General features: G+C 64.9%; 25 protein-coding genes and 2 tRNA genes. 5 read left to right on the forward strand and 22 right to left on the reverse strand.

Features of this window, described 5'->3' with window-relative positions:
• Window positions 1-13: 13 nt before the first annotated feature.
• From AC1D09_RS09520 to AC1D09_RS09540, 5 genes are all read right to left on the reverse strand, one after another.
• On the reverse strand, window positions 14-493 hold the full coding sequence (locus AC1D09_RS09520) for a DUF4188 domain-containing protein (protein ID WP_477701026.1): 480 nt from the start codon (window positions 491-493) through the stop codon (window positions 14-16).
• Window positions 494-539: 46 nt separating this feature from the next.
• On the reverse strand, window positions 540-926 hold the full coding sequence (locus tag AC1D09_RS09525) for a DUF488 domain-containing protein (RefSeq protein ID WP_477661746.1): 387 nt from the start codon (window positions 924-926) through the stop codon (window positions 540-542).
• Between the two features lie 51 nt (window positions 927-977).
• Window positions 978-1,997 (reverse strand): tetratricopeptide repeat protein, encoded by a 1,020-nt coding sequence (locus tag AC1D09_RS09530; protein ID WP_477661747.1) that lies wholly within the window; start codon window positions 1,995-1,997, stop codon window positions 978-980.
• Between the two features lie 104 nt (window positions 1,998-2,101).
• Entirely contained in the window at window positions 2,102-3,562 is a 1,461-nt protein-coding gene (locus AC1D09_RS09535) for a TRAP transporter large permease subunit (protein WP_477661748.1), read from the reverse strand.
• Complete coding sequence (locus tag AC1D09_RS09540) at window positions 3,559-4,062, reverse strand: C4-dicarboxylate ABC transporter substrate-binding protein (RefSeq protein ID WP_477661749.1); 504 nt, start codon at window positions 4,060-4,062, stop codon at window positions 3,559-3,561. The genes AC1D09_RS09535 and AC1D09_RS09540 overlap by 4 nt, the downstream gene beginning before the upstream one ends.
• A 155-nt stretch (window positions 4,063-4,217) precedes the next feature.
• Here AC1D09_RS09540 and AC1D09_RS09545 point away from each other — a divergent pair.
• Window positions 4,218-4,294, forward strand: a tRNA-Pro gene (locus tag AC1D09_RS09545).
• Between the two features lie 96 nt (window positions 4,295-4,390).
• Here the strand turns inward: AC1D09_RS09545 and AC1D09_RS09550 are convergent.
• The 3 genes from AC1D09_RS09550 to AC1D09_RS09560 all read right to left on the reverse strand — a co-directional run bounded on the left by AC1D09_RS09550 (window position 4,391) and on the right by AC1D09_RS09560 (window position 5,853).
• Window positions 4,391-4,831: a response regulator gene (locus tag AC1D09_RS09550; RefSeq protein WP_413330475.1), complete on the reverse strand. Its 441-nt coding sequence runs from the start codon at window positions 4,829-4,831 to the stop codon at window positions 4,391-4,393.
• 131 nt (window positions 4,832-4,962) lie between these two features.
• Window positions 4,963-5,039, reverse strand: a tRNA-Arg gene (locus tag AC1D09_RS09555).
• A gap of 109 nt (window positions 5,040-5,148) precedes the next feature.
• Entirely contained in the window at window positions 5,149-5,853 is a 705-nt protein-coding gene (locus tag AC1D09_RS09560) for a glutathione binding-like protein (protein WP_477661750.1), read from the reverse strand.
• 56 nt (window positions 5,854-5,909) lie between these two features.
• Between AC1D09_RS09560 and AC1D09_RS09565 the strand changes: the two genes are divergently transcribed.
• A complete protein-coding gene (locus tag AC1D09_RS09565; RefSeq protein ID WP_074574159.1) occupies window positions 5,910-6,596 on the forward strand; it encodes a hypothetical protein in 687 nt (228 codons plus the stop codon).
• Between the two features lie 4 nt (window positions 6,597-6,600).
• Here the strand turns inward: AC1D09_RS09565 and AC1D09_RS09570 are convergent, their stop codons facing one another.
• The 5 genes from AC1D09_RS09570 to AC1D09_RS09590 form a co-directional block, all read right to left on the reverse strand.
• Entirely contained in the window at window positions 6,601-7,860 is a 1,260-nt protein-coding gene (locus tag AC1D09_RS09570) for an acyl-CoA dehydrogenase family protein (RefSeq protein WP_477661751.1), read from the reverse strand.
• Window positions 7,861-7,919: 59 nt separating this feature from the next.
• A complete protein-coding gene (locus AC1D09_RS09575) occupies window positions 7,920-9,017 on the reverse strand; it encodes a phosphotransferase (protein ID WP_477661752.1) in 1,098 nt (365 codons plus the stop codon).
• 19 nt (window positions 9,018-9,036) lie between these two features.
• Entirely contained in the window at window positions 9,037-9,762 is a 726-nt protein-coding gene (locus AC1D09_RS09580) for a Crp/Fnr family transcriptional regulator (protein WP_007872449.1), read from the reverse strand.
• 150 nt (window positions 9,763-9,912) lie between these two features.
• Entirely contained in the window at window positions 9,913-10,692 is a 780-nt protein-coding gene (locus AC1D09_RS09585) for an oxepin-CoA hydrolase, alternative type (protein WP_477661753.1), read from the reverse strand.
• Window positions 10,693-10,838: 146 nt separating this feature from the next.
• A complete protein-coding gene (locus AC1D09_RS09590; RefSeq protein WP_477661754.1) occupies window positions 10,839-12,359 on the reverse strand; it encodes a 3-hydroxyacyl-CoA dehydrogenase in 1,521 nt (506 codons plus the stop codon).
• A 57-nt stretch (window positions 12,360-12,416) separates the two neighbouring features.
• Here AC1D09_RS09590 and AC1D09_RS09595 point away from each other — a divergent pair, with 57 nt between their 5' ends.
• Window positions 12,417-14,471 carry a type IV pilus assembly protein FimV gene (locus AC1D09_RS09595; RefSeq protein ID WP_477701027.1) on the forward strand — a complete coding sequence of 685 codons (2,055 nt, stop codon included), beginning with the start codon at window positions 12,417-12,419 and terminating at the stop codon, window positions 14,469-14,471.
• 31 nt (window positions 14,472-14,502) lie between these two features.
• Here the strand turns inward: AC1D09_RS09595 and AC1D09_RS09600 are convergent, their stop codons facing one another.
• The 3 genes from AC1D09_RS09600 to lexA form a co-directional block, all read right to left on the reverse strand.
• Window positions 14,503-15,510, reverse strand: coding sequence for a D-2-hydroxyacid dehydrogenase family protein (locus tag AC1D09_RS09600; RefSeq protein ID WP_477661756.1), 1,008 nt, complete (start codon window positions 15,508-15,510; stop codon window positions 14,503-14,505).
• Window positions 15,511-15,677: 167 nt separating this feature from the next.
• Window positions 15,678-16,046 carry a hypothetical protein gene (locus AC1D09_RS09605; protein WP_477661757.1) on the reverse strand — a complete coding sequence of 123 codons (369 nt, stop codon included), beginning with the start codon at window positions 16,044-16,046 and terminating at the stop codon, window positions 15,678-15,680.
• Between the two features lie 132 nt (window positions 16,047-16,178).
• A complete protein-coding gene (lexA, locus tag AC1D09_RS09610) occupies window positions 16,179-16,883 on the reverse strand; it encodes a transcriptional repressor LexA (RefSeq protein WP_007872461.1) in 705 nt (234 codons plus the stop codon).
• 130 nt (window positions 16,884-17,013) lie between these two features.
• Between lexA and AC1D09_RS09615 the strand changes: the two genes are divergently transcribed.
• Window positions 17,014-17,958 (forward strand): asparaginase, encoded by a 945-nt coding sequence (locus AC1D09_RS09615; protein WP_477661758.1) that lies wholly within the window; start codon window positions 17,014-17,016, stop codon window positions 17,956-17,958.
• 71 nt (window positions 17,959-18,029) lie between these two features.
• Complete coding sequence (locus AC1D09_RS09620; RefSeq protein WP_477661759.1) at window positions 18,030-19,706, forward strand: M14 family zinc carboxypeptidase; 1,677 nt, start codon at window positions 18,030-18,032, stop codon at window positions 19,704-19,706.
• Between the two features lie 55 nt (window positions 19,707-19,761).
• On the opposite strand, the gene adk is transcribed toward AC1D09_RS09620, so the two are convergent.
• The 6 genes from adk to AC1D09_RS09650 form a co-directional block, all read right to left on the reverse strand.
• The gene (gene adk / locus AC1D09_RS09625; RefSeq protein ID WP_413330465.1) at window positions 19,762-20,418 is read right to left on the reverse strand and encodes an adenylate kinase; all 657 of its coding nucleotides are present in this window, start codon (window positions 20,416-20,418) and stop codon (window positions 19,762-19,764) included.
• A 191-nt stretch (window positions 20,419-20,609) separates the two neighbouring features.
• Window positions 20,610-21,368, reverse strand: a complete 759-nt coding sequence (kdsB, locus tag AC1D09_RS09630; RefSeq protein ID WP_477661760.1) for a 3-deoxy-manno-octulosonate cytidylyltransferase — start codon at window positions 21,366-21,368, stop codon at window positions 20,610-20,612.
• Window positions 21,365-21,547, reverse strand: coding sequence for a Trm112 family protein (locus AC1D09_RS09635; protein WP_007872480.1), 183 nt, complete (start codon window positions 21,545-21,547; stop codon window positions 21,365-21,367). Before AC1D09_RS09635 ends, kdsB begins: the two co-directional genes overlap by 4 nt.
• Window positions 21,528-22,520 carry a tetraacyldisaccharide 4'-kinase gene (gene lpxK / locus AC1D09_RS09640; protein ID WP_477661770.1) on the reverse strand — a complete coding sequence of 331 codons (993 nt, stop codon included), beginning with the start codon at window positions 22,518-22,520 and terminating at the stop codon, window positions 21,528-21,530. The genes AC1D09_RS09635 and lpxK overlap by 20 nt, the downstream gene beginning before the upstream one ends.
• Window positions 22,521-22,607: 87 nt before the next feature.
• The gene (locus AC1D09_RS09645) at window positions 22,608-23,036 is read right to left on the reverse strand and encodes an ExbD/TolR family protein (protein WP_007872485.1); all 429 of its coding nucleotides are present in this window, start codon (window positions 23,034-23,036) and stop codon (window positions 22,608-22,610) included.
• On the reverse strand, window positions 23,033-23,671 hold the full coding sequence (locus tag AC1D09_RS09650) for a MotA/TolQ/ExbB proton channel family protein (protein ID WP_477661761.1): 639 nt from the start codon (window positions 23,669-23,671) through the stop codon (window positions 23,033-23,035). The genes AC1D09_RS09645 and AC1D09_RS09650 overlap by 4 nt, the downstream gene beginning before the upstream one ends.
• Window positions 23,672-23,787: the final 116 nt, after the last annotated feature.

Consider the following 23,787-nt stretch of genomic DNA (forward strand, 5'->3'; position numbering starts at 1 on the left):
CGGCTGGGCGGGTTCAGGGCCGGGCTTTATGGGCTTGAAGCCTGCCCGCCGCCGATTGCCTGCCGCCTGCTGCCGCTTGCAGGATGCCGGCTCTTCCGAGCCCGAATGCCGGCATGTTGACATAGACGTTTTCGTAGCTGCCTGCCGAGGCCGCATAGGTTTCGTGCCAGATGCCCACCGAGCCATCTGTGCCCACCGCTTTGTTGAACGCTTGCCAGGCCGGCAGGTGCTGGGCGTGGCGGTCCTTTGCGTAGGCCAGTAGCTGCTCCATCGAGCGCCAATACTGCACCAGGATGATGGTCCTGGAGAACCACATCTCCGCATGCAGCAAACCCAGTTCGGGCTGTTGGCGCAACTCCTTGATCATGCGTGGCATGGCCCCCGCGACAGGGAGCCACTTGTGCAGCTTCAGCGGCTGGTTGATGCGCATGCCGATGAGGAACACCACAAAGTCGCCTTCGACGGTGGCGGTGAGTCGTTCACGACGGATCATGGTTTCCTTTATTGAGTGTCAAAGGCCTCAAAGGCCGTTTTCCCCTTCAGGCAATGCTTGCGCCTCTTTCCTGGAGCAATCCACGCAGCAGCGAGCGGTGGCAGCGCGCCTCGTTCTCGCAGTAGCAGCCCACCGCGAAGCTGGCCTGGTGCGACAGCGCCGCCAGCAGGTCCAGGTTGCGGCTGGCATCGGGCTCGTTCATCTCGGCCCGGTATTTTTTGCTGAAGGCGGCCCAGTCCTTGTCGGACTCCACGCTCTGGCCCAGCTTCATGGTCTCCACGCTGGGCGCGAGATTGGGGTACCAGACGTCGTACCAATCCTGCGAGGCGAATTCGGCCTTGGGCACGCCGCGCGGCGGCCTGCGCACCGTGCCTATGCGCAATCCCTCGTTGGCGCTTCGCGGCGAACCCAGTTTCACGATTTTCAGTGCCATTGGATGCAAGACGGATAGGTTGTTGAAAGTGCTGCGTCGGCTCTGGCCGAGTCAGTTCGTTGCGGGAAATTTCGCCAGCGCCGTTATTGCGCCGGAGTGTTCCTGTGCCGCTGCTTTTTCAAGCCAATAGCGGGCCAGCTTGAGATCTTGGCGGTAATCCTCATTGCCCACCATGTAAACGTGGCCCAGGGAATATTGGGCGGCGGACAATCCGGCTTTGGCCGACTGCTCCAGCTCGTTCATCGCTTGAGGGCGGGTCAGGAACTTGTACTGCACAGCGCCGCTGCCCTTTTTAACGCCTTGAAGCGTCATCAGCGCAGCGTCATACTTGGCATAAGCGTTGCCGGCGTTGACCGCCTTCAGGAGCAGAGTCCATCCTCCTATCACGTCCTCTGCCGTGCCCAGGCCTCGGATTTGCCAGCTCCCCACGATGGCAACGGCACGGACAAGCCCTTGTTCAGCTGATTTGGTGAACCATCCCATGGCCTGCGCGTCGTCTGTCTGAACGCCAATGCCATTGGCGTAGGAAATACCCATCAGGTATTGCGCCACTTTGTCGCCTTCTTGCGCTGCCTTCAAGATTTCAGGCCGGCGTTCCAGCAGGCGGGCTTTTTTGGCGATATCAGTGCCGGTGAGTATGGAGAGATCGGTATTGGCAAGCCCCCAATCCTGGAATTTATTTGCAGCTGATGCAGAAGTGGCGGAAGGCTGACCGGCCGATAGGCTTGAACCGGCGGGTTTTCCTTCAAGCTGGACCAGCATGGACAAGGCGGTCTTGTAAGAGGGCCCTGTAGTTCCGTATTTATTCAAATACGCTTCCAGAATCTCCCTGGCCTTGTCGGTTTTCCCCTGACCAGACAGTGCGCTGGCATAGGTGACGGCAAAGTCCTCGGGTAATGACGTCTTCAGTGCTTGCGCCTGAACCAGCTTGGCGCCAGCATCGTCGTAGGCCTTGGCCTCCAGTGCCGCTTTAGCGAGAAGGATCAAGCGGTCGGCTTCAACCTTTGGGGGCAGGGCGAGTGCAGCGTGAGCCCACAGGGAAAAAACAACGGGTATCAAGAACGTTTTCATCAAACTCCCTCAAAAAGTGAATCGCGTGTGCTTATGGATGTATCCAAATGTACAAAGGCTCTTGAAGGCGGTCAACAAGCGCAGAAGGTGCCAAATACCCGGATTCAGGGGGGAGTCGGAGAATCGTCTTTTCCGGCGTTGGACATCTCCCGCATCTGGCGCGCAATTTCATCGTCGGCCATGGGCGCCTGCGCGGAAGCCGCGGGGGCGGGCGCATCCAGCCAGTGCACGGTGGCTGGAAACGCGAACACCGCCGTCGTGAGCGCGACCTGCACCAGCAGCATGGGCCACAGCGCACCCAGCAGGCGCCGGCTTGAGAGGGCCGGCAGGCCCGAACGGGAACGGGCCATCAGCACCGCATAACCCATGGGCGGGATCAGGAAACTCAGCTGCAGCACCAGGAGCAGCAGCACCGCCGCCTGCTGGGCGTCGCCCAGGCGCGCGATGAGCGCGGGCGCGACGATGGGGACGATGACAAAAATCATCTCGAAGGCATCCAGCACCCAGGCGCACAGGGCCACCAGCAGCAGCACCAGCGCCGCCGTCACGCCCGGCGGCAGTGTGGAGCCCAGCAGCAGGCCGTTAAGCCAGCGGTCGGTGCCGAATATGCGAAACACCAGGCTGAAGGTGGTCGCGCCCACCAGCAGCGCGAACAGCGCACCGCTGAGCTTGAGCGTGTCGGCCAGCACCCGCTGCCAGCCGGAGGCCGGCAGCGAACGGCTCATGAGGGCCGTGGCGACCAGCAGCATCGCGCCGGTGGCCGCCGCCTCCACCGCGTAAAGCTTTCCGGTAAAGACGCCGGCCAGCAGCACAAGGATGGTGCCGCCCGCGGCCAGGGCGATGGCCGCCTGTGACCGGCTGGCGGGAGCTTGTGGCGGCGTTTCCTTGAGCTTGCGTGCCTGGCGCCAGGCCACTAGGGCCCAGAGCGCCAGCACGCACAGGGCGGGCAGCAGCGCGGCATGCATCACGTCCTGGGTGTTGATGATGCGCTGGCCGGCCTGCAGGTAACCGGGCAGCCGGCTGGCTTCCAGGTGAGCCAGCATCATGGCGTCGCCCAGCAGCAGCAACACCAGCGAAGGCGGCACCACCACGCCTATGGTGGCGGCCACGCTGATGATGGAGACGGCCCGGGCGGTGTCCAGGTGCGCCATGCGCGGGGCCACCAGGCGCGAGAGCAGGGCCGAACTGGAGGCGACCGAGCCGTTCATGGGGGCGATGAGGGCGCCCACGCCCAGGGCCGAGAGGGCATGCGCGCCGGCCAGCGGGCGGAACAGCCGCAACAGCGCGGAAAACAGGGCATCGGCGACCGTCAGGCGCTGCAGCAGCACGCCCATAAAAACGTACAGCGGCATGGCCTGCAGCAAATCGTTTTCCAGCAGGCCCAGTGTGCGCACAGGCAGAGCCTGCAGGATTTGCAGGTCGAAGGCGCCCGCCGCCAGGCCCAGCACCGCGAACAGGCTGGACACGCCTATCAGCAAGGCCCAGACCGGCAGGCCGGTGGCGAGAATCAGCGCGCCCAGCGCCAGCAGCATCCACACGCCTGCGAGGGGGCCGGCGAGGCTCATGGCGAGCCCGGCGCGCGGCCGTGCGGCAGCAGTTCCAGCAGGCCTTCGGCCAGCACCAGCAGAAGCATCAGCACCATGGCGAGCTTGATCACAAAATAACCCGGCGTGAGCGTTTCACCAAACCGTTCAAAAGAAGCCACCGAAGCCGCCACCAGCGGCCAGCCGGCCCAGAGCATGAACAGCGCCCAGGGCGTGACGCAGGCGAGCAATGCCCAGGCATGCCAGCGCGGGCGGGATGCGCCGCTCGGATGCGGCTGCAGGGAGGCCAGGTGGGCGTGGCTTCTGGAGGCTGCGGTCACGGCCACCGCCACATACAGCGCGAACAGCACCTGCGCCGCGTCGTTGGCCTGGCGCGAGTAGGCTTGCACGAGTTCACGCAGCGGCCATTGGGCCAGCAGCAGCGCCGCCAGCGGCAGCACCAGCAGACCGAGCACCGCGGTCATGCGGGTCAGGCCTTTGTCCACCCCGGACACGGCCCTGGCGATGGCCTCCATCCTCATGCGGCTCCAGGCTTGCCGCGGCAAACCTTTACGTCAGGCCGGTGCGGACCAGGCTGGGCAGCGCGGCGAAGTTTCATGGTGCGATCCAGTGAATGGAAAAAATGAGGACGGCCGCGGGAAAGTGTAGCGGGTTCGGGCTATAATATTTGACTAGTCGGAGTGTGGCGCAGTCTGGTAGCGCACCTGGTTTGGGACCAGGGGGTCCAAGGTTCGAATCCTTGTACTCCGACCATCATTTCCCCGCAAAAAGCCCACGCCAGTGGGCTTTTTCATGTCCGCCTGGTTTATCTCAAAAGCAGGCCCGGGCCTTGGATCCCGGGGGCGCACCTCAGGATTTGAGCGGCCCGAAGTTGGACGTGCGCCAGTATTCGCGCACCTGTTCCAGCTTTTCCTGGAAATCCCGGAAATGCAGCGGCTTGCGCACATAGCTGGCGAGGCCGCCCTGGATTTCCTTCACGATCGGGGAGTATTTGGGCTCGGAGGTCAGGATGACGACGGGCACAAAAAAGGTGCGGGGGTCGCCGCGCATGCGCTGCATGACTTGCGCGCCGCTGAGCCCGGGCAAATTCAGGTCCAGCATGACCAGCTCGGGCGGCTGGTCGGACGGCCGGCCGCTGTAGGCACCTTCGCAGAAAAGGTAGTCCAGGGCTTCCTTGCCGTCGCGGGCGACGATGATTTCATGGTCGGCGCCGTTTTCCTGCAGCGTCACCACCGTCAACTCGACGTGAGCGGGGTTGTCCTCCACCAGCAGCATGGTTGGTCTGGGCATGTTTGCTCGCCTCCTTGGTTTTGACGGCCTTCGGGCTCGCGGCCGTAACCCCGAATATATACCTCCAGCCTTGGTCGGCGGTGTCGGCGAAGTTTGCGGATAGCGGGTGAGCGCGCGGCTGGCGCCATGTCTGGCCTGCCCGGAGGGGATCGAACCCCCGACCCTCAGCTTAGAAGGCTGATGCTCTATCCAACTGAGCTACGGGCAGTCTGTGTGTGCAAGCCGGGGCAAGGCCGCGCAGCGGCGGCCGCCGTTTCCAGCTCGTCGCGAATCATACCTTCAATCGCCGGCCGCCGGCCCGGCCGGCGGGCCCCGACTCAGCGCTTTTCGTACTGCGTTTTGCCGAACAGCACTTCCCGCGCCTTGTCGTCGGTGATGGGCTTGCGCAGCTCAGCCAGCACCTTGACGCCGCGCTGCACGGCGGGACGCTCGCTGACCAGGTCGAACCATTTTTTGAGGTGCGGGTAGTCGGCCCAGTCTATGCCGTGATTTTCCCAGTTGCGCAGCCAGGGGAAGATGGCGACGTCGGCAATGCTGTATTCGTCGCAGGCGATGAAGGCGTGGGTGGACAGCTGCTTGTCCATCACGCCGTAAAGCCGCTTTGTTTCATTGGTGTAGCGCTTGATCGCGTAGTCAATTTTTTCGGGCGCATACTGACGGAAATGGTGGGTCTGTCCGATCATGGGTCCGACACCGCCCATCTGGAACATCAGCCACTGCAGCACCTGGAACTTCAGGCGGTCGGTTTTCGGCAGCAGCTTGCCGGTCTTGGCGGCCAGGTAAAGGAGGATGGCGCCGGATTCGAAGACGGAGATGGGCTGACCGTCGGGGCCCACCGGGTCGACCAGGGCCGGGATCTTGTTGTTTGGGCTGATGGCCAGGAATTCGGGCTTGAACTGGTCGCCGGTGCCGATGTTGACCGGAATGGCCTGCCAGTCACGGCCCAGGACCAAGCCACACTCTTCCAGCATGATGTGGACTTTATGGCCGTTGGGTGTGGGCCATGAGTAAACATTGATCATCGGGGTGTCCTTGACTACTATGATGGTCGCTGCACTTTAAGAGAAAAGCGAAAACCATGTTCGAGCGGCTGAAGAAAGTCTTTGTTGCGGGTAAGGCGGATGCCGGCGATGCGGCCACGTCGGATGAAGCCGTGTCCGAATGGGCCGGGACCCGCGGCTTTTCTTTCACCGGCATGGGGCAGGGCAAGGGTTTTGCGCTCAAGGGCAATGTGGGCGGCAAGCCATGGAAGATGGAGCGCGGCCGCCCATCGCGCGACTACATCCGCGGCGAGGAGCTGCGCGCCCGGGGCGAGATCAAGGTCAACGACGACGTCACCGTGCTGGTCATGAACCGGGCCCTGAAGGACGCGCTGGAAAAAAAGGCCTACCAGGCCTATACCGACACCCTGCAGACCACCGCTGACCCCAACATGCCGGAAGAGGTGCGCTGGCTGGCCATGTACCCCGAAGTCGGCTGGGAAAGCCTGCCCAAGCCTTTCTGGGAACGCTACGCGGTGATGGCCGACCACCGCTCCAATGCGATGGCCTGGCTGGACCCGCAACTGGTCGAGCTGATGATGTCCTGGCCCGAGCCGGCACCCGACCCGCAGGTACCCTTTATCCTGATGGTGCTGCGTGGCAAGGCCTATCTGCGCATGCAGTACACCCCGGCCGACATGCCCACGCTGGAGCACGCGGCCCTGATTTTCACCACGGCCTGCGAGTCGGCAATCGCCGGCTTGTCCAACGACCTGACCTTGTGAGGCTTCAGCCGCCGCGCGTGATCGGCATTTCCACTTCGCCGGGCATCAAAAGATGCTTGGCCAGTTCCAGCTTGGCCAGCGAGGCGCGGTGCACCTCGTCCGGGCCGTCGGCCAGGCGCAGGGTGCGCTGGCTGGCATAGGCATAAGCCAGCGGGAAGTCGTCCGACACACCGCCGCCGCCGTGGGCCTGTATGGCCCAGTCGATGATCTGGCAGGCCATATTGGGCGCCACCACCTTGATCATCGCGATCTCGGCCTTGGCGACCTTGTTGCCCACGGTGTCCATCATGTAGGCGGCCTTGAGCGTCAGCAGGCGGGCCTGCTCAATCATGCAGCGCGCCTCGGCAATGCGCTCGTGCCAGACCGACTGGCTGGCAATCGGCTTGCCGAAGGCGACGCGGCTGTTCAGGCGCTTGCACATCAGTTCCAGCGCGCGCTCGGCGATGCCTATGCTGCGCATGCAGTGGTGTATGCGCCCGGGGCCCAGGCGGCCCTGGGCGATTTCAAAGCCGCGGCCTTCGCCCAGCAGCAGGTTGGCGGCGGGCACGCGCACATTCGTCAGGCGCACCTCCATATGGCCGTGGGGTGCGTCGTCGTAGCCGAACACCGACAGCGGACGGATCACCGTGATGCCGGGCGCGTTGGCCGGCACCAGGATCATCGATTGCTGCTCGTGGCGACCGGCGTCGGGGTTGGTCTTGCCCATGACGATGTAGACGGCGCAGCGCGGGTCGCCCGCGCCGGAGGACCACCACTTGAGGCCGTTGAGCACGTAGTGGTCGCCGTCGCGTTCAATGCGGCACTGGATGTTGGTCGCGTCGGAGGAGGCGACCTCAGGCTCGGTCATCAGGAAGGCCGAGCGGATCTCGCCCTTGAGCAGCGGGTCCAGCCAATGGTCCTTGTTGGCCTCGGAGCCGTAGCGGGCGATGGTTTCCATGTTGCCGGTGTCGGGCGCCGAGCAGTTGAAGACCTCGGCCGCAAAAGGCACGCGGCCCATGATTTCGCACAGCGGCGCGTACTCGAGGTTGGACAGGCCTTCAGGGGCGCGCGGCGAGTGCGGCAAAAACAGATTCCACAGACCGGCCGCGCGGGCCTTGGGCTTGAGTTCTTCGACCAGCTTTGTCGGCACCCAGGCATTGCCCTTGGCGCGGTTCTCGGCGATCTCGCGGAAGAAGCGCGCCTCGTTCGGGTAGATGTGCTCGTCCATGAACTTGAGCAGGCGCGCCCGCAGTTCCTGTACCTTGGGGGTGTAGTTGAAGTCCATGAAATCTCCAGAAGGGGTGTGGGGCGGTGTTGTTGTAAAGGGGAGGGCTGAGGCTGTTGTCAGCCCTGGCTCTTGAGGGTAAAGCCCCAGGCCATCTTGGCCAGCAGCGGCGCGCCGGCGGCCGAACTGACGGCCTGGGCGCTGGAGGCGGTCCCGGTTTCGACCCGCTTGGCAATGCCCTGCAGGATGGCCGCGATGCGAAACAGGTTGTAGGCCATGTAGAAATTCCAGTCGGCCTTGAGCGCTTCGGGCGTGGCCAGGCCGGTGCGCTCGCAGTAGCGGCGTATGTACTCGGATTCGGTGGGGATGCCCAGGCTTTCGACATCCAGCCCGCCTATGCCGCGAAAGGCCCCGGGCGGGATGTGCCAGGCCATGCAGTGGTAGCTGAAGTCGGCCAGCGGATGGCCCAGGGTGGACAGTTCCCAGTCGAGCACGGCCAGCACGCGCGGCTCGGTGGCGTGGAACAGCAGGTTGTCGAGCCGGAAGTCGCCGTGCACGATGGAGACCAGGCTTTCATCGCGCGCGCTGGCCGGAATGTTGGCCGGCAGCCATTGCATCAGGCTGTCCATTTCGGCGATGGGCTGGGTGATGGAGGCGATGTACTGCTTGCTCCAGCGGCCTATCTGGCGTTCAAAGTAGTTGCCGGGCTTGCCGTAATCGGCCAGGCCCCGCTCGGCGAACTTCACCTTGTGCAGCGCGGCGACCACGCGGTTCATCTCGTCGTAGATCTCGCCGCGCTGGGTTTTGTCCATGCCGGGCAGGGACTGGTCCCAGAGCACGCGGCCTTCGACGAACTCCATCACGTAGAAGGCGCGGCCTATCACGGACTCGTCTTCGCAGAGGCAATACATCTTCGGCACCGGCACATCGGTGCCCTGCAGGCCTTGCATGACCTTGAATTCGCGCTCCACCGCATGGGCCGAAGGCAGCAACTTGGCCACCGGCCCGGGTTTGGCGCGCATCACGTAAGACGCGCCTGGCGTGAGCAGCTTGTAAGTCGGGTTGGACTGGCCGCCCTTGAAGATTTCCGCCGTCAGCGGGCCCTTGAAGCCGGGCAGGTGGCTGCTGAGGTAAGCGGTGAGCGCGTCGAGGTCAAACGCATGGGCGCCGGACACGGCTCGGGTGCCGACAAAGTGGTCGAAGTTGCTCGTGCTCAAAGGGCTTGCCCCTGTGTGTTTATTTTTCGATTTCGGCTTCGGAAATGCGCATCAAGGCTTGCCGGTTGCGCACCACCAGGCCGCCCGGCTCTATGCGTATGGCTTCCTCGCGCTCCATGGCCTTGAGTTCCTGGTTCACGCGCTGGCGCGAGGCGCCCAGCAACTGGGCCAGTTCCTCCTGTGCCAGCTGCAGGCCTATGCGCACTTCGCCGCCATCCGCCAGGCTGGGCACGCCGTAGCTGCGCACCAGGTGCAGCAGCTGCTTGGCCAGGCGCGCGCGCAGGGGCAGGGTGTTGAGGTCTTCCACCAGGCCGAAGAGCTGGCGTATGCGGCGCGCATGCAGGCGCAGCAGGGCTTCGTAGAGCTCGACGTGCTGGCTTAATATCTTGCGCAGGTCGGCGCGCGAGACGCACAGCAGCGTGGTCTCGCCATGGGCATAGGAGTCGTGGGTGCGCCGCTCGCCGTCGAAGATCGCCACGTCGCCGACCCAGAGGCCGGGCTCCACATAGGTCAGGGTCACCTGCTTGCCCGAAATCGAGGTCGAGCTCACGCGAATGGCACCGCGCGCGCAGGAGATCCATTCTTCCGGCACATCGCCGCGGGCGCTGATGAGTTCGCCGTCTTTGTAGCGTTTGACGTAGGCGCATCGGAATATGTCGTGCCTCAGGGATGGGGACAGGGATGAAAACCAGCGGCCGTTGTTGATGGCCTCTCGTTCCTCTATCGTAAGAATGGGATCGTCCATGGTCTGTCTTTTGAGTGACTAACAAGACGTCCATTGTCGCTTGAGGGACCCGTCCGGCGCCAGCGGGCTGTCGCATGGGTGTCGCCCGGCGAGTGCCGGGGAGTGGTTGGGCCGGGCGGCCTGCGACCGGCCTGCCCGCAAAAGGCCTGCCTAGCGGTAGTGCGGCGTGCGCTTGTTCAGGAAGGCGTCTATGCCTTCGCCGGCATTGGCATCGTGCAGGTTGCGCACGAAGTGGTCCTGCTCGCGGGCCAGCTGCTGGTTCAGCGTGTTGCCGGCCGCTTCGTTGATGAGCTCCTTGATGCTGGCCAGCGCGTTGGGCGCGCGCGCATTGAGGCGTTCGGCCAGTTCCCGGGCCTGGGCCAGGGCTTCGCCAGAGGCCGTGACCCGGTTCACCAGGCCGAAGTCATGCAGCCGGCGCGCCCCTATGCGTTCGCCGCTCATCAACAGTTCGCTGGCCAGCGCGCGCGGCAGGGCGCGCGCCAGCGCCCAGCTGCCGCCGCCGTCGGGCGACAGCGCCACGGTGCTGTAGGACATCACAAACACGGCGTTGTCGGCCGCCACCACAAAATCACAGGCCAGCACCAGCGAAAAACCGGCGCCGGCGGCCGCGCCTTCCACGGCGGCGATCACCGGCTTGGGGTAGGTGCGTATCGAATCTATCCAGTTGTGCAGGCCTTCTATGCTCTGCGCCTGCACCTCGGGCGCCTCGCGGCGGTTGGCCTCCAGCCGCTGCAGGTTGCCGCCCGCGCAGAAAATCGCGCCTTCGCCCGTGATGACCACGCTGCGGATGTCGGGATTGTTCTCGGCGGCGTTCAGGGCTTCAATGCCGGCGGCATAGATGTCGGGCCCCAGGGCGTTCCTGAACTCCGGGTTGCTGATCGTCAGGATAAGGGTCTGGCCCTCGCTGGTACTCTTGATTGCGCCTGCCATGTCACTTGTTCCAATGCGAAAGAAGGGGTAGCTGGAGAGCGGATTCCCACGTCAGTGGGGGCCGCGGAACTGGCTTCGCCAGGCCGCAGGCGCCGCCCCTCGAGGGGGGAAGGTGCTACACGAAGTGAGCATCCGACGGGGGTGTTTCATTCTTCCTGATGCATGAGGCTAAGCCCGATGGCGCCGCGGCGGCGCAGCCAGGGGGAGGGGCGGTAGCGCTGGTCGCCGTAAACGGTTTGCATGTTGAACAGCACTTCCAGCACATTGGTGGGGCCGTAACGGTCGCCCATGGCCAGTGGGCCCAGGGGGTAACCGAGCCCAAGCGTCACGGCGGTTTCCAGGTCTTTCGGGCTGCAGATGCCCTGCTGGCAGATGTCGCTGGCGATGTTGACGATGGTGGCCACCACGCGCTGGGTGACGAAGCCGCCGCTGTCGCGGATCACGCTGACCGCCTTGCCGTCGCGGGCGAAGAGGGCGTGCGCGGCGTCGCGCATGTCGCTGCGTGTGGCCGGGTTGGTGGCCAGCACGCGGCGCTTGGTGGCCGCGTCGTCGATCAGCATGTCGATGCCGACGGTGCGGGCCGGGTCCAGGCGCTCGACCACGGCGACCGTGGTGATGTCAAAGCCCAGCGGCGCCACCAGCGTCAGGGCCTGCGGCGAGGCGGAGGCGCCGGTTTCGATTTTGGCGCCCAGGTTCTTGAGCAGCTGCAGCAGTTCAGCGCGGCGCGAGGCACGGGGCGAGACCCAGACCGGCGGGAATTCGGTGACCTGGGGAGGCGCGGGTTCGGCGGGCACCTGCATGGCGCCGTCCGCGTAGCGGTAAAAGCCTTCACCGGTTTTGCGGCCCAGCATGCCGCCGGCCAGGCGCTGCGCGGTGATCACGCTGGGGCGGTAGCGCGCCTCTTCGTAGTACTGGTGGTAAATCGACTCCATCACCGGATGGGAGACGTCGAGCGCGGTCAGGTCCATGAGCTCAAAGGGGCCCAGCTTGAAGCCGGCCTGGTCGCGCAGGATACGGTCTATGGTGGCGAAATCGGCGACGCCTTCGCTGACGATGCGCAGCGCTTCGGTGCCGTAGCCCCGGCCCGCGTGGTTGACGATGAAGCCGGGCGTGTCCTGCGCCTGCACGGGCGTATGGCCCATTTGCCGGGCGTATTGGCTCAGGCCCTCGCACACGCCGGGGCTGGTTTTCAGGCCCGCGATCACCTCGACCACTTTCATCAGCGGAACCGGGTTGAAGAAGTGAAAACCGGCCAGGCGTTCGGGATGCTTGAGCGCCGCCGCGATGGCGGTCACGGACAGCGAAGAGGTGTTGCTGGCCAGCACCGTTTGCGCGGGCACCAGGGCCTCCAGTTCGGCGAACAGCGCGCGCTTGACATCCAGGCGCTCGACGACGGCCTCGACGACAAGGTCGCAGCCCGCGAGATCGGCCAGAGTGCCGGCGAGCACCAGGCGGTCCTTGTGCGCGGCGGCCGTTGCGACTTCGAGGCGGCCTTTTTCAACCAGCTTGTCCCATTGGGCGCAGATGGCTTCGCGCGCTTTTTCGGCGGCGCCCGCTTGCGCGTCCATCAGCCTGACGGTGCTGCCGGCCTGCGCGGCGATCTGGGCAATGCCGCGTCCCATCGCGCCAGTGCCAACTATTCCCACATTTGCAAAATTTACTTTCATGGCCGAATTATGGCTGAGCGTCTTCAGCGAAGGCGCGTGGCAAAATTCGCCCACCCCATGAAATCCGCCGAGAAGTCTCTGAAATGCCTGCTTGGCGCTTTGTTGATGGTGCTTGCCGCCAGCACGCTGGCCGCGTCCCTGGGCCGCGTGCGCGGTGCGGCCATCGTGGGCGGTCCGCTCGACGTCACGCTGAGCGCGCAACTGGACGGCACCGAAAACCCATCCTCCGTCTGCCTGTCGGCCGAGGTGTTTTTCGGCGACAGCCAGATTTCCCCCGACAAGGTACGCACCTCGATCTCGCCGGGCGCCGGTGCCGGCGAAGTCCTGGTCCGCATTCGCACGACTGTCGTGCTCGATGAGCCGGTCGTGACGCTGTACGCGCGTGAGGGCTGCCTGCAGAAAAATTCGCGCAAATATGTGTTGCTGGCCGAGATGCTGGGCGACAACAGCGTTCCGGTACCCTCGACACTCGCGCAAGCGGCGGCTGTTGCGGCGGCGGGTACGGCGGCACCATCCCTAGCCGGGACGTCGAAGGCCAAGCCGCAAACCCGCACCAGCACCGCGATGGCCTCTTCTTTGGCCATGCCACCGGCCCGCACGGCTGGCAAACAGACACCAAAACAGGCACCACCCCCAGCGCCGGTGCGCAAACCGGGGCCACGCCTGCAACTGGCCCCCATAGACCTGGCCGCCGAACGCGACCCCGTGCTTCGCGCATCGCCCGAGTTGCTGACCCTGCCTTCCGCCGATGCCCAGCAACGAGCCTCCGCGGCCGCACTGTGGCAGGCGCTTAACGCCCAGCCGCAAGACATGGCGCGTGACAGCCAGCGGCTCAAGTCCCTGGAATCCGACGTGGCCGCGATGCTGGCGCAAAGCCGCAAAACGGAACTGGCCGTGACGGACCTGCGCGGCCAGCTGGAGCAGGCGCGCCAGGAGCGCTACAGCAACTGGCTGGTGTATGCCCTGGGTGCCGTTTTGCTGCTCGCGTTGCTGGCGGCCGGCTTTTTCTGGCGGCGCGATCGCCAGCACGCGCTGCGCCTGAGCCACTGGTGGGACAAGGAAGCCGGCCAGGGCAAGCCCAGCGGTTTTACGGATGAGACGGGGCCGGCCTCCCGGTCCGCCGGCCTTGCGCCTGCGCCGATGCCGGCGGTGGACCTGGATCTGGATGCGCTTCAATTTGAAAGCACGCGCAAGCTGCCCGCATCCAGGCCGGCTGAGCCCGTGGACCGTCCCGAATTCCTGCCCAGCCTGGGCGGCTTGAGCGGCATGCCCCGCATCGTCAATGCCGAAGAGCTGTTCGATGTCCAGCAGCAGGCGGATTTTTTCGTCTCGCTGGGCCATCCCGACAAGGCTGTGGATGTGCTGCGCCTGCACATCATGGACAACGTGGAAACCAGCGCGCTGGTCTATCTGGACCTGTTCGACCTCTACCACAGCCTGGGCCGCAAGGACGACTACGACGCGCTGCGCAAGGACTTCCACCGCATGTTCAATGCCCAGGTGCCCGCCTTCGATGACTATGCGATGGACACGCACGGCCTGGAGTATTACGTGGCGGCCCTCTCGCGCATCGAGTCGCTGTGGCCCACACCCAAGGTGCTGGATGTGCTGGAAGAGTCGATCTTTCGCAAACCGGATTCGCGCAGCGAGGTTTTCAGCCTTGCAGCCTACCGCGAGCTGCTGCTGCTTCACTCCATCGCCAAGAAGATTGTTACCCGGCCCGCCGAGTCCGGGGAGGGCGCCGGTGCGCCGGTACCCGGGATGCCCAGCCTGACTGCCGCCCTGCCGCAGGCGAGCAGCTTTGGCCCGACCAACATCCTGCCCCTGTCCGCCCGCTTGCAGGAGGCGCCGCCGCCGCTTCCCGTTGCGCTTCCGGTCGCCGGGGCTGGCGCTTTTTCCACGGAAATTGCGCCAAGCCTGGACCTGACGCGGCCGCCCGTTTCACCGAGGCTGGGGCTGGACATCGACCTGAGCCAGGAGGAATCCGGCGACGCCCTTGCGCCGCTGCCTGCCATCGCCATGATGGACATGGCGCCCGAAGCCGGCGACTTCAGCAACCTCATCGAGTTCGACCTCGACGCGCCGCCCTCCAGGCCGGGCCCCAAAGCCTAGTTCGGCCCCACCTCAGGGGAAATACACCGCCTCAGCGCCGCACTTGCAGGGCGCCGGGATTGACGATGTTGGTGGGCGTGCCCTTGATGAAATTGACGACGTTGTCGAAAGCTGCGCCGAAGTACATCTCATAGCTGTCTTGCTCCACATAGCCGATGTGCGGTGTGCAGATGCAGTTTTCGAGGCGAAGCAGGGCGTGGCCCTGCAGGATGGGCTCGGATTCAAACACGTCGATGGCCGCCAGGCCGGGGCGGCCGCGGTTGAGCGAGGCAATCAGCGCCTCGGGCTCTATCAGTTCGGCGCGCGAGGTGTTGACCAGCAAGGAGGTGGTTTTCATGCGCGACAGGTCTTCCAGCGTGACGATGCCGCGGGTTTCATCGTGCAGGCGCAGGTGCAGGCTCAGCACATCGCTTTGTTCGAAAAACTCGGCTTTGCTGCCGGCGACTTCGTAGCCGTCGGCCTGGGCCCGTTCGCGCGAGGCCTCGCGGCCCCAGATGATGACCCGCATGCCGAAAGCCCGGCCGTAGCCGGCGACGATTTGCCCGATCTTTCCGTAGCTCCACACGCCCAGGGTCTTGCCCTTGAGGACGGAGCCTATGCCGAAATTAGGGGGCATGGAGGCCGACTTGAGGCCGGCCTGTTGCCAGGCGCCGTGCTTGAGGTGGGCCACGTAATGGGGGATGCGGCGCATGGCTGCCATGACCAGGGCCCAGGTCAGTTCGGCCGGTGCCGTGGGTGAACCGGTGCCTTCGGCCACCGCGATGCCGCGCTCGGTGCAGGCCGCGACGTCGATGTGGCCTCCGACACGGCCGGTCTGCACGATCAGCTTGAGTTTGGGCAGTTTTTCAATGACTTGCCGGCTGAGCTGGGTCCGTTCCCGGATGAGGACGATGACGTCGGCATCCTTGAGCCGGACGGACAACTGGCCTATGCCTTTGACAGTGTTGGTATAGACCTTGGCGGGGTAGGCCTCCAATTTGGCAGCGCAGTTCAGTTTTCGCACTGCGTCCTGGTAGTCGTCGAGGATCACAATATTCATGCCGATATTGTGCCTGCAAGATTTTTCTTGCTTGCGGGAAGGGCTACCCGAACACGCTCATTTTGTATCGCCAGGAAACCTGCTGCGGTATTTCAGCCTGGCGGTAGCGCACTGCGCGGGCTCGTGGGCCTTTGCCGCAGGGGGCGAGTGTGGGCCGGGCTTACTGTTTACTGCAGCGCGGCTTCGCGCTGGGCCATGCGCTCAAGCTCCGCGCAGACGTCGGCCATGCGGCCCGAGATAACCATGCGGCCGGCGCAGGCCGGGCCGACATTGGCGTCGAATTCGCGCACGACGCGCAGGCGGCTGGGCGCAGGGCGCTTGGGCATGGCCTTGCCGGCCGGGGTGGTTTCGCGCGGGGCCGTTGCGGCACCCGAAGAAAAAGGCAATGCCAGCTGGCCGCTTGCGCGCTGGGCACGTGCAGAGGCGCCATACCGGCCGGACCTGGTTTGCGCGGGCACAAACCAGGCAGCCAGCGCCTGCGCGGGGGCCAGCAGGATGGACAGAAGGGGTGAATGTGAAAAACTGACGATTCCCATGATGAACTCCTGTATGAGAGAGGTTTACACAGGCAGGATTTCGGACCGGCGAGAGGCCGGCAGGGCCGCCGCACCAGGGTGTTGGCCAGAAAGCCAAACGCCCGCCACCTGGTGCATGGCCGATTGGATGGCTTACATCAGCATGGTGTTGCGTATCAAACCGACGGCCAGGCCTTCGAGTTCAAACGGTTCACCGGGTTCGACCACGATGGTCTTGAAGTCGGGGTTTTCGGGCAAGAGCTCGATCAGGTTCTTGTTGCGGCGAAAGCGCTTGACGGTAACTTCATCACCGAGGCGGGCCACGACGATCTGGCCGTTCTTGGCTTCCTTGGCCTGTTTGACGGCCAGCAGGTCGCCGTCCATGATGCCGACGTCGCGCATGCTCATGCCGCGAACCTTGAGCAGGTAATCGGGCTGGCGCTGGAACAGGCCGCTTTCAAAATAATAGGTTTGTTCGATATGTTCCTGCGCGAGAATCGGGCTGCCAGCAGCAACCCGCCCTACCAGAGGTAGGGCGAGTTGGGCCAGGCTTTGCAACGGCAGGGAAAACTGTTTGGTGCGCGATTCGTTGATGGAGCGCAGGGTGTCGCCGCGCAGGCGTATGCCGCGGGAGGTGCCACTGACGAGTTCAATGACACCTTTGCGGGCCAATGCCTGCAGATGTTCTTCGGCGGCATTGGCGGACTTGAAACCCAGTTCGTTGGCGATTTCGGCGCGGGTGGGTGGTGCGCCGGTGCGCGCGATGGCGCTCTGGATCAGTTCCAGGATTTGTTGCTGGCGCGCCGTGAGCTTGGGACCTTCGGAGGGAAAATGCGGGAAATCGGCGAGGATGCTCATGGCGGGACTCCTTGGTTCTTCAGTCAGGTCAAGAGGCCGGGGCTGTCACCCGTTTAGCTGTATCGACCTGTTTTAATATCCAGTACCTGTATTTTCATCCAGTTTTTAAAAGATTGCAAGATCACTTTCCATGCATCCTCAAAATATTGTGATTCTGGGCACCGGCGGCACGATTGCCGGCCGGGCCGCCAGCGTGTCGGACAACATCGGCTACACCGCCGCCCAGGTGGGCGTTGAAGAGCTGCTGGCCACGATCCAGGCCCTGGCGCAAGCCGGTTCAGTGCTTACCGAGCAGGTGGCCCAGGTCGATAGCAAGGACATGACTTTCGCCGTATGGGCCAAATTGGCCGCGCGCGTCAGCCATTACCTGGCGCAGCCCGATGTCCAGGGCATCGTTATCACGCACGGCACCGATACGCTCGAAGAGACCGCTTTTTTCCTGCAAGCGCTGCTGGCGCCGGCCAAACCCGTGGTGCTGACCTGCGCGATGCGTCCGGCCACGGCGCTGGTGCCCGACGGGCCGCAAAACCTGCTCGACGCCGTGGCCGTGGCGCGCCACGCGGGTGCGCAGGGGGTGGTCGCGGTATGCGCCGGCGTCATCCACGGCGCGGCGGATGTGCAGAAGGTGCATACCTATAAGCTCGATCCTTTCAGTTCGGGCGACGCCGGCCCCATAGGCTACGTGGAGGAGGGCCAATTGAGGCTGCTGCGCGGCTGGCCGCAAGCCGAAGCGGCGCGCGCGCAAGCCGCCGCCAAAAGCATTGCCGGCCTGGGCGGCGCCGTGCCCCGTGTCGAAATCATCATGAACCATGCCGGCGCCGGCGGCGCCATCGTGCAGGCTTTGCAGGCGCAGGGCGTGCAAGGCCTGGTGGTGGCCGGAACCGGCAACGGCAGCCTGCACCATGAGCTGCAGGCCGCCTTGCTCAAGGCCCAGGCTGACGGCGTCAAGGTGGTTCGCGCCAGCCGCTGCGCCGCAGGGCGGGTGCTGCCCACCCCGGCTGACGCGATTCCGGATTCGGAAGGCCTGAGCCCGGTCAAGGCCCGCGTGAGCCTGATCCTGCAGTTGCTGGCCTGAATCTCTCCGGGACCGGCAGCGCAGGCGCGCCGGCCCCGAACTTCCATTCTTTTTGACCTCGCGGACACCCCATGCAAACCCCGTATGAACTCGGCAACCAGAACCAGACCACCACCTGGGAGGCCTGCATCCGGTTTTATGAGGCGCTGGCCCGGCGCTGCCCGACCGTGTTGCAGTTCTCGCAGATTGGCACTTCCGACGCCGGCGTGCCCATCCATGCCGGCATCGTCAGCGCCGACGGCGTGTTTGACCGTGAGCGGATCCGGCAGGCGGGGCGTGCCGTATTCTTCAACAACAATGGCATACATCCCGGCGAGCCCGAGGGCATAGACGCCTGCATGGCGCTGGTGCGCGACCTGTGCCTGGAACCCGAACGCCTGGCTGCGATGGGCACGGCGGTCTACCTCTTCATCCCGGTCTACAACGTCGACGGCAGCTGCAACCGCGGCGATGCCAGCCGCGTCAACCAGGACGGGCCCGAGTCCTTCGGCTTTCGCGGCAACAGCCTGCATCTGGACCTGAACCGCGATTTCATCAAATGCGACAGCCTCAACGCGCAGCTGTTCAATCGCTTCTTCACGGCCTGGGACCCGGACGTGATGGTCGACACCCATACCTCCAACGGCGCGGACTATAGCTACACCATGACGCTGATCCATACCCAGGCCGACAAGCTGGGCGGCGGCCTGGGCGCTTTCCTGCGGGACAGCATGCTGCCGGTGATTTACCGCGGCATGGAGGAGCGCGGCTGGCCGACCTGCCCCTATGTGAACCCGGTGCAGGTGAGCCCGGACCAGGGGATTGCCGACTTCCTGGAGGTGCCGCGCTTTTCGACCGGCTACGCGGCGCTGAACCACACCATAGGTTTTATGCCCGAGACCCACATGCTCAAGCCGTTCAGGGACCGCTATGAGTCCATGCGCGCGCTGCTGGATGTGACCTTGGCTTTTACGGTGGCCAACGCGCCGCAGATCCAGGCGCTGCGGCGGCAGGCCCGGCAGGCGGCGGTCGGCAAGACCCTTTGGCCGGTGCGCTGGAAAGTCGATGAAACCCGCCGCTCACGCCTGCGCTTCAAAGGCTACGCCGCAGTGCACTCGCCCAGCCTGCTGGGCAATTACCAGCGCCTGGCCTACGACAGGGACCAGCCCTGGGAGCGCGAGATCGATTACTTCACCCACTTTGCCGAGGAGGCCGTGGTGCGCGCGCCGCGGGCCTACGTGATCCCGCAGGCCTGGCGCGCGGTGGTCGAGCGCCTGGACTGGAACGGCGTGCGCATGGAGCGTATCGCTGCCCCCCGCACGGTGCAGGCCCAGGTCAGCCGCATCCAGGCCGTGCAAAGCCGGCCCGGCGCCTATGAGGGCCATATGTTCCACGATGAGATCACGCTGGAAACCAGTCTGCAGGCTGTGGAATTGCAGGCCGGCGACTGGTGGGTGCCTTTGGACCAGGACAAGGCGCGTTATGCCGTCGAAACCCTGGAGCCGCAGGCGCACGACAGCTTTTTCCGCTGGGGATTTTTCAACAGCATCCTCGAAAAGAAGGAGCACTTCTCGGACTATGTGTTTGAAGACATGGCGCTGCAGCTGCTCAAGGACGAGCCCGAGCTGCGCGCGCGCTTCGAGCAGTGGAAGGCCGCCAACCCGCAGCTGCTGTCCGACCCGAAACAGGTGCTGGGCTTTATCTTCGAGAACTGCGCGCGTTATGCCGAGCCGCAATGGCGGCGCTACCCGGTGCTGTCGATTTTTTGAAGAGCCATGAAAAAAGCCGTCGCGAGGACGGCTTTTTTGTGGGTCCGCAAGCTGCTTAAGCGGACAGGGCCTCGAAAGCCCGGGCCGTGATCTGGTCGACCGTGCCCATGCCGCTGATGGCGCGGTATTTGGGCGCCGCATCGGGCGCGACCTTGGCCCAGCTCGAGTAGTAGTCCACCAGCGGGCGGGTCTGGGCGCTGTAGACCTCCAGCCGCTTGCGCACGGTTTCTTCCTTGTCGTCTTCGCGCTGGATCAGCGGCTCGCCGGTCACGTCGTCCTTGCCCTCGACCTTGGGCGGGTTGAACTTGACGTGGTAGGTGCGGCCCGAGGCCGGGTGCGAACGGCGTCCGCTCATGCGCTCGATGATGGCCTCGAAGGGCACGTCGATCTCCAGCACGTAATCGAGCCTCACGCCGGCCGATTTCATCGCGTCAGCCTGCGGGATGGTGCGCGGAAAACCGTCGAACAGAAAGCCTTTGGCGCAATCGGCCTGGGCGATGCGTTCCTTGACCAGGTTGATGATCAGGTCGTCGCTGACCAGCGCGCCGGCATCCATGATTTTTTTGGCTTCGATGCCCAGGGGCGTGCCGGCCTTGACGGCCGCGCGCAGCATGTCGCCGGTGGAAATCTGGGGGATGCCGTACTTCTGGCAGATGAAGGTCGCTTGCGTCCCCTTGCCCGCGCCAGGCGCGCCCAACAATATCAGTCTCATGGATGTCCTCGGATTTTATGAATTCGTGAAGTCAGCCCCAGGCCGGCGCGCCGGTCACCCGCTGGGGTTGCTTGGCAGATGTGAAGGGCTGCCAGCACGTCCTGCAGGCCTTCCACTTGCGTTTTTCCCAAGGATAGCATGCACCCCTGACAGCAACTTACAGGGCGGGGCTTTGCCGGCAGGGCGCGGGCTCAGGAAAACAGCTTGCGGGCGCGGTCCAGGTCTTCGGCCGTGTCCACACCCGGGCCTGGCGCGTCGTCGGTGATGTGCACCGCGATACGGTGGCCGTGCCACAGGGCGCGCAGCTGTTCCAGCTGCTCCAGCTGCTCCAGCGGCGCCTGGGGAAGGCGGGGAAACTCGCGCAGAAAGCCCACGCGGTAACCGTAAATGCCGACGTGGCGAAGCGGCTTGGGCAGCTTGCTGCCGGCTTCCCACCAGGCTTTGCCGGCGAAGTCGCGGCCCGCCGGAATCGGCGAGCGGCTGAAGTAAAGCGCGGTGTGGCGGGCATCGAGCACCACCTTGACCACGTTGGGGTTCTGCAGGTCCGTCAACTGGTCAATGGAATGCGCGGCGGTGCTCATGGCACAGTCGGGCCGCTCATTGAGCAGGCGCGCCACCGCGTTGATCAGCGCCGGGTCTATCAGCGGCTCATCCCCCTGGACGTTGACCACGATGTCCCCGTCCGCCAGGCCCAGCACGCCGCAGGCCTCGGCCAGCCGGTCGCTGCCGCTGGGATGGTCGGCGCGGGTCAGCACGGCCGTGACACCGAAGGCCGCGCATTTTTCAACGATTTCGTCGCTGTCGGTCGCCACCACGGTGCGCAGGGCAGCGCTTTGCATGGCGCGCTGGGCCACGCGCACGACCATGGGCGCGCCGCCTATGTCGGCCAGGGGTTTGTTGGGCAGGCGGGTGGAGGCCAGCCGGGCCGGGATCAGGACAGTGAAGCTCACAGGCCGAGCTCTTCGTCTGTCAGGGTACGCGCTTCATTCTCGAGCAGCACCGGCAGGCCGTCGCGCACGGGGTAAGCCAGCCGGGCGCTGCGGGAGACGAGCTCCTGTTTTTCCCGGTCGTAGTCGAGCGGGCCTTTGGTCACGGGGCAGACCAGCAGTTCAAGCAATTTGGTGTCCATGCGTCGATGGTAATGGAGAAAGCCGGGGCGCCAGCAGCGCGTCAAAGGCGGCGAAGAAGGCCGGTTCAGGCGAAAACACCAGCGGCACGGCCAGCAGGTCCAGCCCGGCAGCGGCAGGCAGGGCAAACAGCTTGACGGCGTCTTTTTCGGTGCACAGCACGGTGCGTCCCTGCAGCCCGGCCAGGTCCGCTTCGCTGAACTGATGGTGGTCGGGCAGGGCGATGCAGGCTTCCAGCATCAGGCCGCGGTCCCTGAGCATGCTGAAAAACGCCTGCGGGTTGGCGATGCCCGCCAGCGCGGTGACCGGCCGGCCGCGCAAGCCGTCCAGCGCCACCTGCCCGCCACCGGCCGACCAGGCCTCGCCGGCCAGTTGCCGGCTGGATTGGAAGCCGTCGAAGGCGGGGCGCTGTCCGGTGTGCAGCACCAGGTCCAGGCCTTGCCGCTTGCGCGCGGGCCAGGGTTCGCGCAGCGGGCCCGCCGGCAGCAGCCAGCCATTGCCCGTGCCGCGGTCGTCAAATGCGGCGATCTCGATGTCGCGCTTCAGGGCGTAATGCTGCAGGCCGTCATCGCAGATCACCACGGCGGTTTCGGGATGGGCGGCGAGCAAGGCCCGCAGGGCTTGCGCGCGCTGCCTGGCGACAAATACCGGCGCGCCGGTGAGCCGGTGGATCAGGGCCGGCTCGTCGCCCGTTTGCGCGGGCGGCGCGGCGGGCGTGACTTCCATGCAGTCGGAAGCTGTACGCCCATAGCCGCGCGACACCACACCCACCGCCACCCGCTGCGCCTGCAAGTGCCTGACCAGGGCGATCACCAGGGGGGTTTTGCCGGCGCCGCCGGCAATCACATTGCCGACCACCACGACGGGAACCCTGAAGCGCTCGGAGCGCAGGATGCCGCGGCGGTACAGCGCACGGCGCAGGCGCACCAGCAGGCCGTAGCACTGCGCCAGCGGCCAGAGCAGGCATGCCAGCATTCCACGGCTGAGCCAGGCGTTTTGCAGAAGTTGTTTCACGGCCGTTTCGCGGGGAAGGGCGGCTGTCGGGGCCGGAAAAGCCGGGGCTTATTTCGCCCCGGCCATCGCGGCACTTTGGGTGGCAAAGGTGATTTGCGTCAGGCCCTGGCGGCGCGCCGCCTCCATGACGGTGATGACCGCCTGGTGCGTGGCGCTGGCATCGGCGCTGATGATGATGACGCTTTCCTTGCCGGCCTTGGCCGCCTCGGTCAGCGCGGCGCCCAGCGCCTCTATGCCCCGGCCTTCGACCAGGGTCTTGTTGACCATGTAGCGGCCGTCGCTGCTCACGGCGACGATGACTTCCTTGGGATAGTCGCGCTGCTGCTCGGCATCGGCCACCGGCAGCTTGACCTGCAGCTCGGTGAACTTGCTGTAGGTGGTGGACAGCATCAGGAAGATCAGCACCACGAGCAGCACGTCGATGAAGGGGATCAGGTTGATCTCCGGTTCATCGTGGGGATGCGGGCGGAAGTTCATTTGCGCAGGGTGTTGAGGTGGCGCACGAAGCGCTCGGCGGCCAGTTCCATGGTCAGCAGGTAGCCATCCACGCGGGCCCGGAAGTAGCGCCAGAAGATCAGCGCCGGAATCGCCACCATCAGGCCGAAAGCCGTGTTGTAGAGGGCGATCGAAATACCCTGCGCGAGCTGCGCCGGGTTACCGCCGCCGGCACCGCTGACACCACCGCCGCCGCCCTGGGAGCCGAAAATTTCAATCATGCCGATCACTGTGCCCAGCAGGCCCAGCAGCGGCGCGGCGGAGGCGATGGTCGCCAGGGCTGCCAGGTAGCGCTCCAGCTTGTGCGCCGCCTGGCGCCCGGCGCCTTCCAGGATGGAGCGCAGGTCGTCCTCGCTGATGCGCGGGTTGGTGTTCAGCGCGCGAAAGCCGCTGGCCAGCACTTCGCCGAGCACCGAGTTCTGTTCGAGCTGCGCCACGACATCGGGCGAAGGAATGGAAGCGCGGGAAACGGTGATGGCTTCGTCAAGCAGTTTGGGAGGGGCGACTTTACGGATTTTGAGGCTGGTGAAACGCTCGATAACCAGGGCAAGAGCCAAGACGGAACAGGCAACCAAGGGCCAAATCGGCCAGCCTGCGGCTTGTATGATCGAAAACAATGCACATCTCCAAGCAGATAATTTGTGGTGGATTATGGCTTACAGATACTGCAGCGCCGCATGGCGCGCGGCACATCACTCACGAATGTTTTCAAGATGCTGTTTTTGTCGGACAT

The sequence above is a fragment of the Polaromonas sp. P1_A2 genome, from assembly GCF_056406895.1.

Excerpts from the sequence above, each read along its gene's own strand:
- AC1D09_RS09520 (WP_477701026.1), bottom strand. The coding sequence starts at position 493 with ATGATCCGTCGTGAACGACTCACCGCCACCGTCGAAGGCGACTTTGTG.
- AC1D09_RS09525 (WP_477661746.1), bottom strand. The coding sequence starts at position 926 with ATGGCACTGAAAATCGTGAAACTGGGTTCGCCGCGAAGCGCCAACGAG.
- AC1D09_RS09530 (WP_477661747.1), bottom strand. The coding sequence starts at position 1,997 with ATGAAAACGTTCTTGATACCCGTTGTTTTTTCCCTGTGGGCTCACGCT.
- AC1D09_RS09535 (WP_477661748.1), bottom strand. The coding sequence starts at position 3,562 with ATGAGCCTCGCCGGCCCCCTCGCAGGCGTGTGGATGCTGCTGGCGCTG.
- AC1D09_RS09540 (WP_477661749.1), bottom strand. The coding sequence starts at position 4,062 with ATGAGGATGGAGGCCATCGCCAGGGCCGTGTCCGGGGTGGACAAAGGC.
- AC1D09_RS09550 (WP_413330475.1), bottom strand. The coding sequence starts at position 4,831 with ATGCCCAGACCAACCATGCTGCTGGTGGAGGACAACCCCGCTCACGTC.
- AC1D09_RS09560 (WP_477661750.1), bottom strand. The coding sequence starts at position 5,853 with ATGATCAATGTTTACTCATGGCCCACACCCAACGGCCATAAAGTCCAC.
- AC1D09_RS09565 (WP_074574159.1), top strand. The coding sequence starts at position 5,910 with ATGTTCGAGCGGCTGAAGAAAGTCTTTGTTGCGGGTAAGGCGGATGCC.
- AC1D09_RS09570 (WP_477661751.1), bottom strand. The coding sequence starts at position 7,860 with ATGGACTTCAACTACACCCCCAAGGTACAGGAACTGCGGGCGCGCCTG.
- AC1D09_RS09580 (WP_007872449.1), bottom strand. The coding sequence starts at position 9,762 with ATGGACGATCCCATTCTTACGATAGAGGAACGAGAGGCCATCAACAAC.
- AC1D09_RS09585 (WP_477661753.1), bottom strand. The coding sequence starts at position 10,692 with ATGGCAGGCGCAATCAAGAGTACCAGCGAGGGCCAGACCCTTATCCTG.
- AC1D09_RS09590 (WP_477661754.1), bottom strand. The coding sequence starts at position 12,359 with ATGAAAGTAAATTTTGCAAATGTGGGAATAGTTGGCACTGGCGCGATG.
- AC1D09_RS09595 (WP_477701027.1), top strand. The coding sequence starts at position 12,417 with ATGAAATCCGCCGAGAAGTCTCTGAAATGCCTGCTTGGCGCTTTGTTG.
- AC1D09_RS09600 (WP_477661756.1), bottom strand. The coding sequence starts at position 15,510 with ATGAATATTGTGATCCTCGACGACTACCAGGACGCAGTGCGAAAACTG.
- AC1D09_RS09605 (WP_477661757.1), bottom strand. The coding sequence starts at position 16,046 with ATGGGAATCGTCAGTTTTTCACATTCACCCCTTCTGTCCATCCTGCTG.
- lexA (WP_007872461.1), bottom strand. The coding sequence starts at position 16,883 with ATGAGCATCCTCGCCGATTTCCCGCATTTTCCCTCCGAAGGTCCCAAG.
- AC1D09_RS09615 (WP_477661758.1), top strand. The coding sequence starts at position 17,014 with ATGCATCCTCAAAATATTGTGATTCTGGGCACCGGCGGCACGATTGCC.
- AC1D09_RS09620 (WP_477661759.1), top strand. The coding sequence starts at position 18,030 with ATGCAAACCCCGTATGAACTCGGCAACCAGAACCAGACCACCACCTGG.
- adk (WP_413330465.1), bottom strand. The coding sequence starts at position 20,418 with ATGAGACTGATATTGTTGGGCGCGCCTGGCGCGGGCAAGGGGACGCAA.
- AC1D09_RS09635 (WP_007872480.1), bottom strand. The coding sequence starts at position 21,547 with ATGGACACCAAATTGCTTGAACTGCTGGTCTGCCCCGTGACCAAAGGC.
- lpxK (WP_477661770.1), bottom strand. The coding sequence starts at position 22,520 with ATGCTGGCATGCCTGCTCTGGCCGCTGGCGCAGTGCTACGGCCTGCTG.
- AC1D09_RS09645 (WP_007872485.1), bottom strand. The coding sequence starts at position 23,036 with ATGAACTTCCGCCCGCATCCCCACGATGAACCGGAGATCAACCTGATC.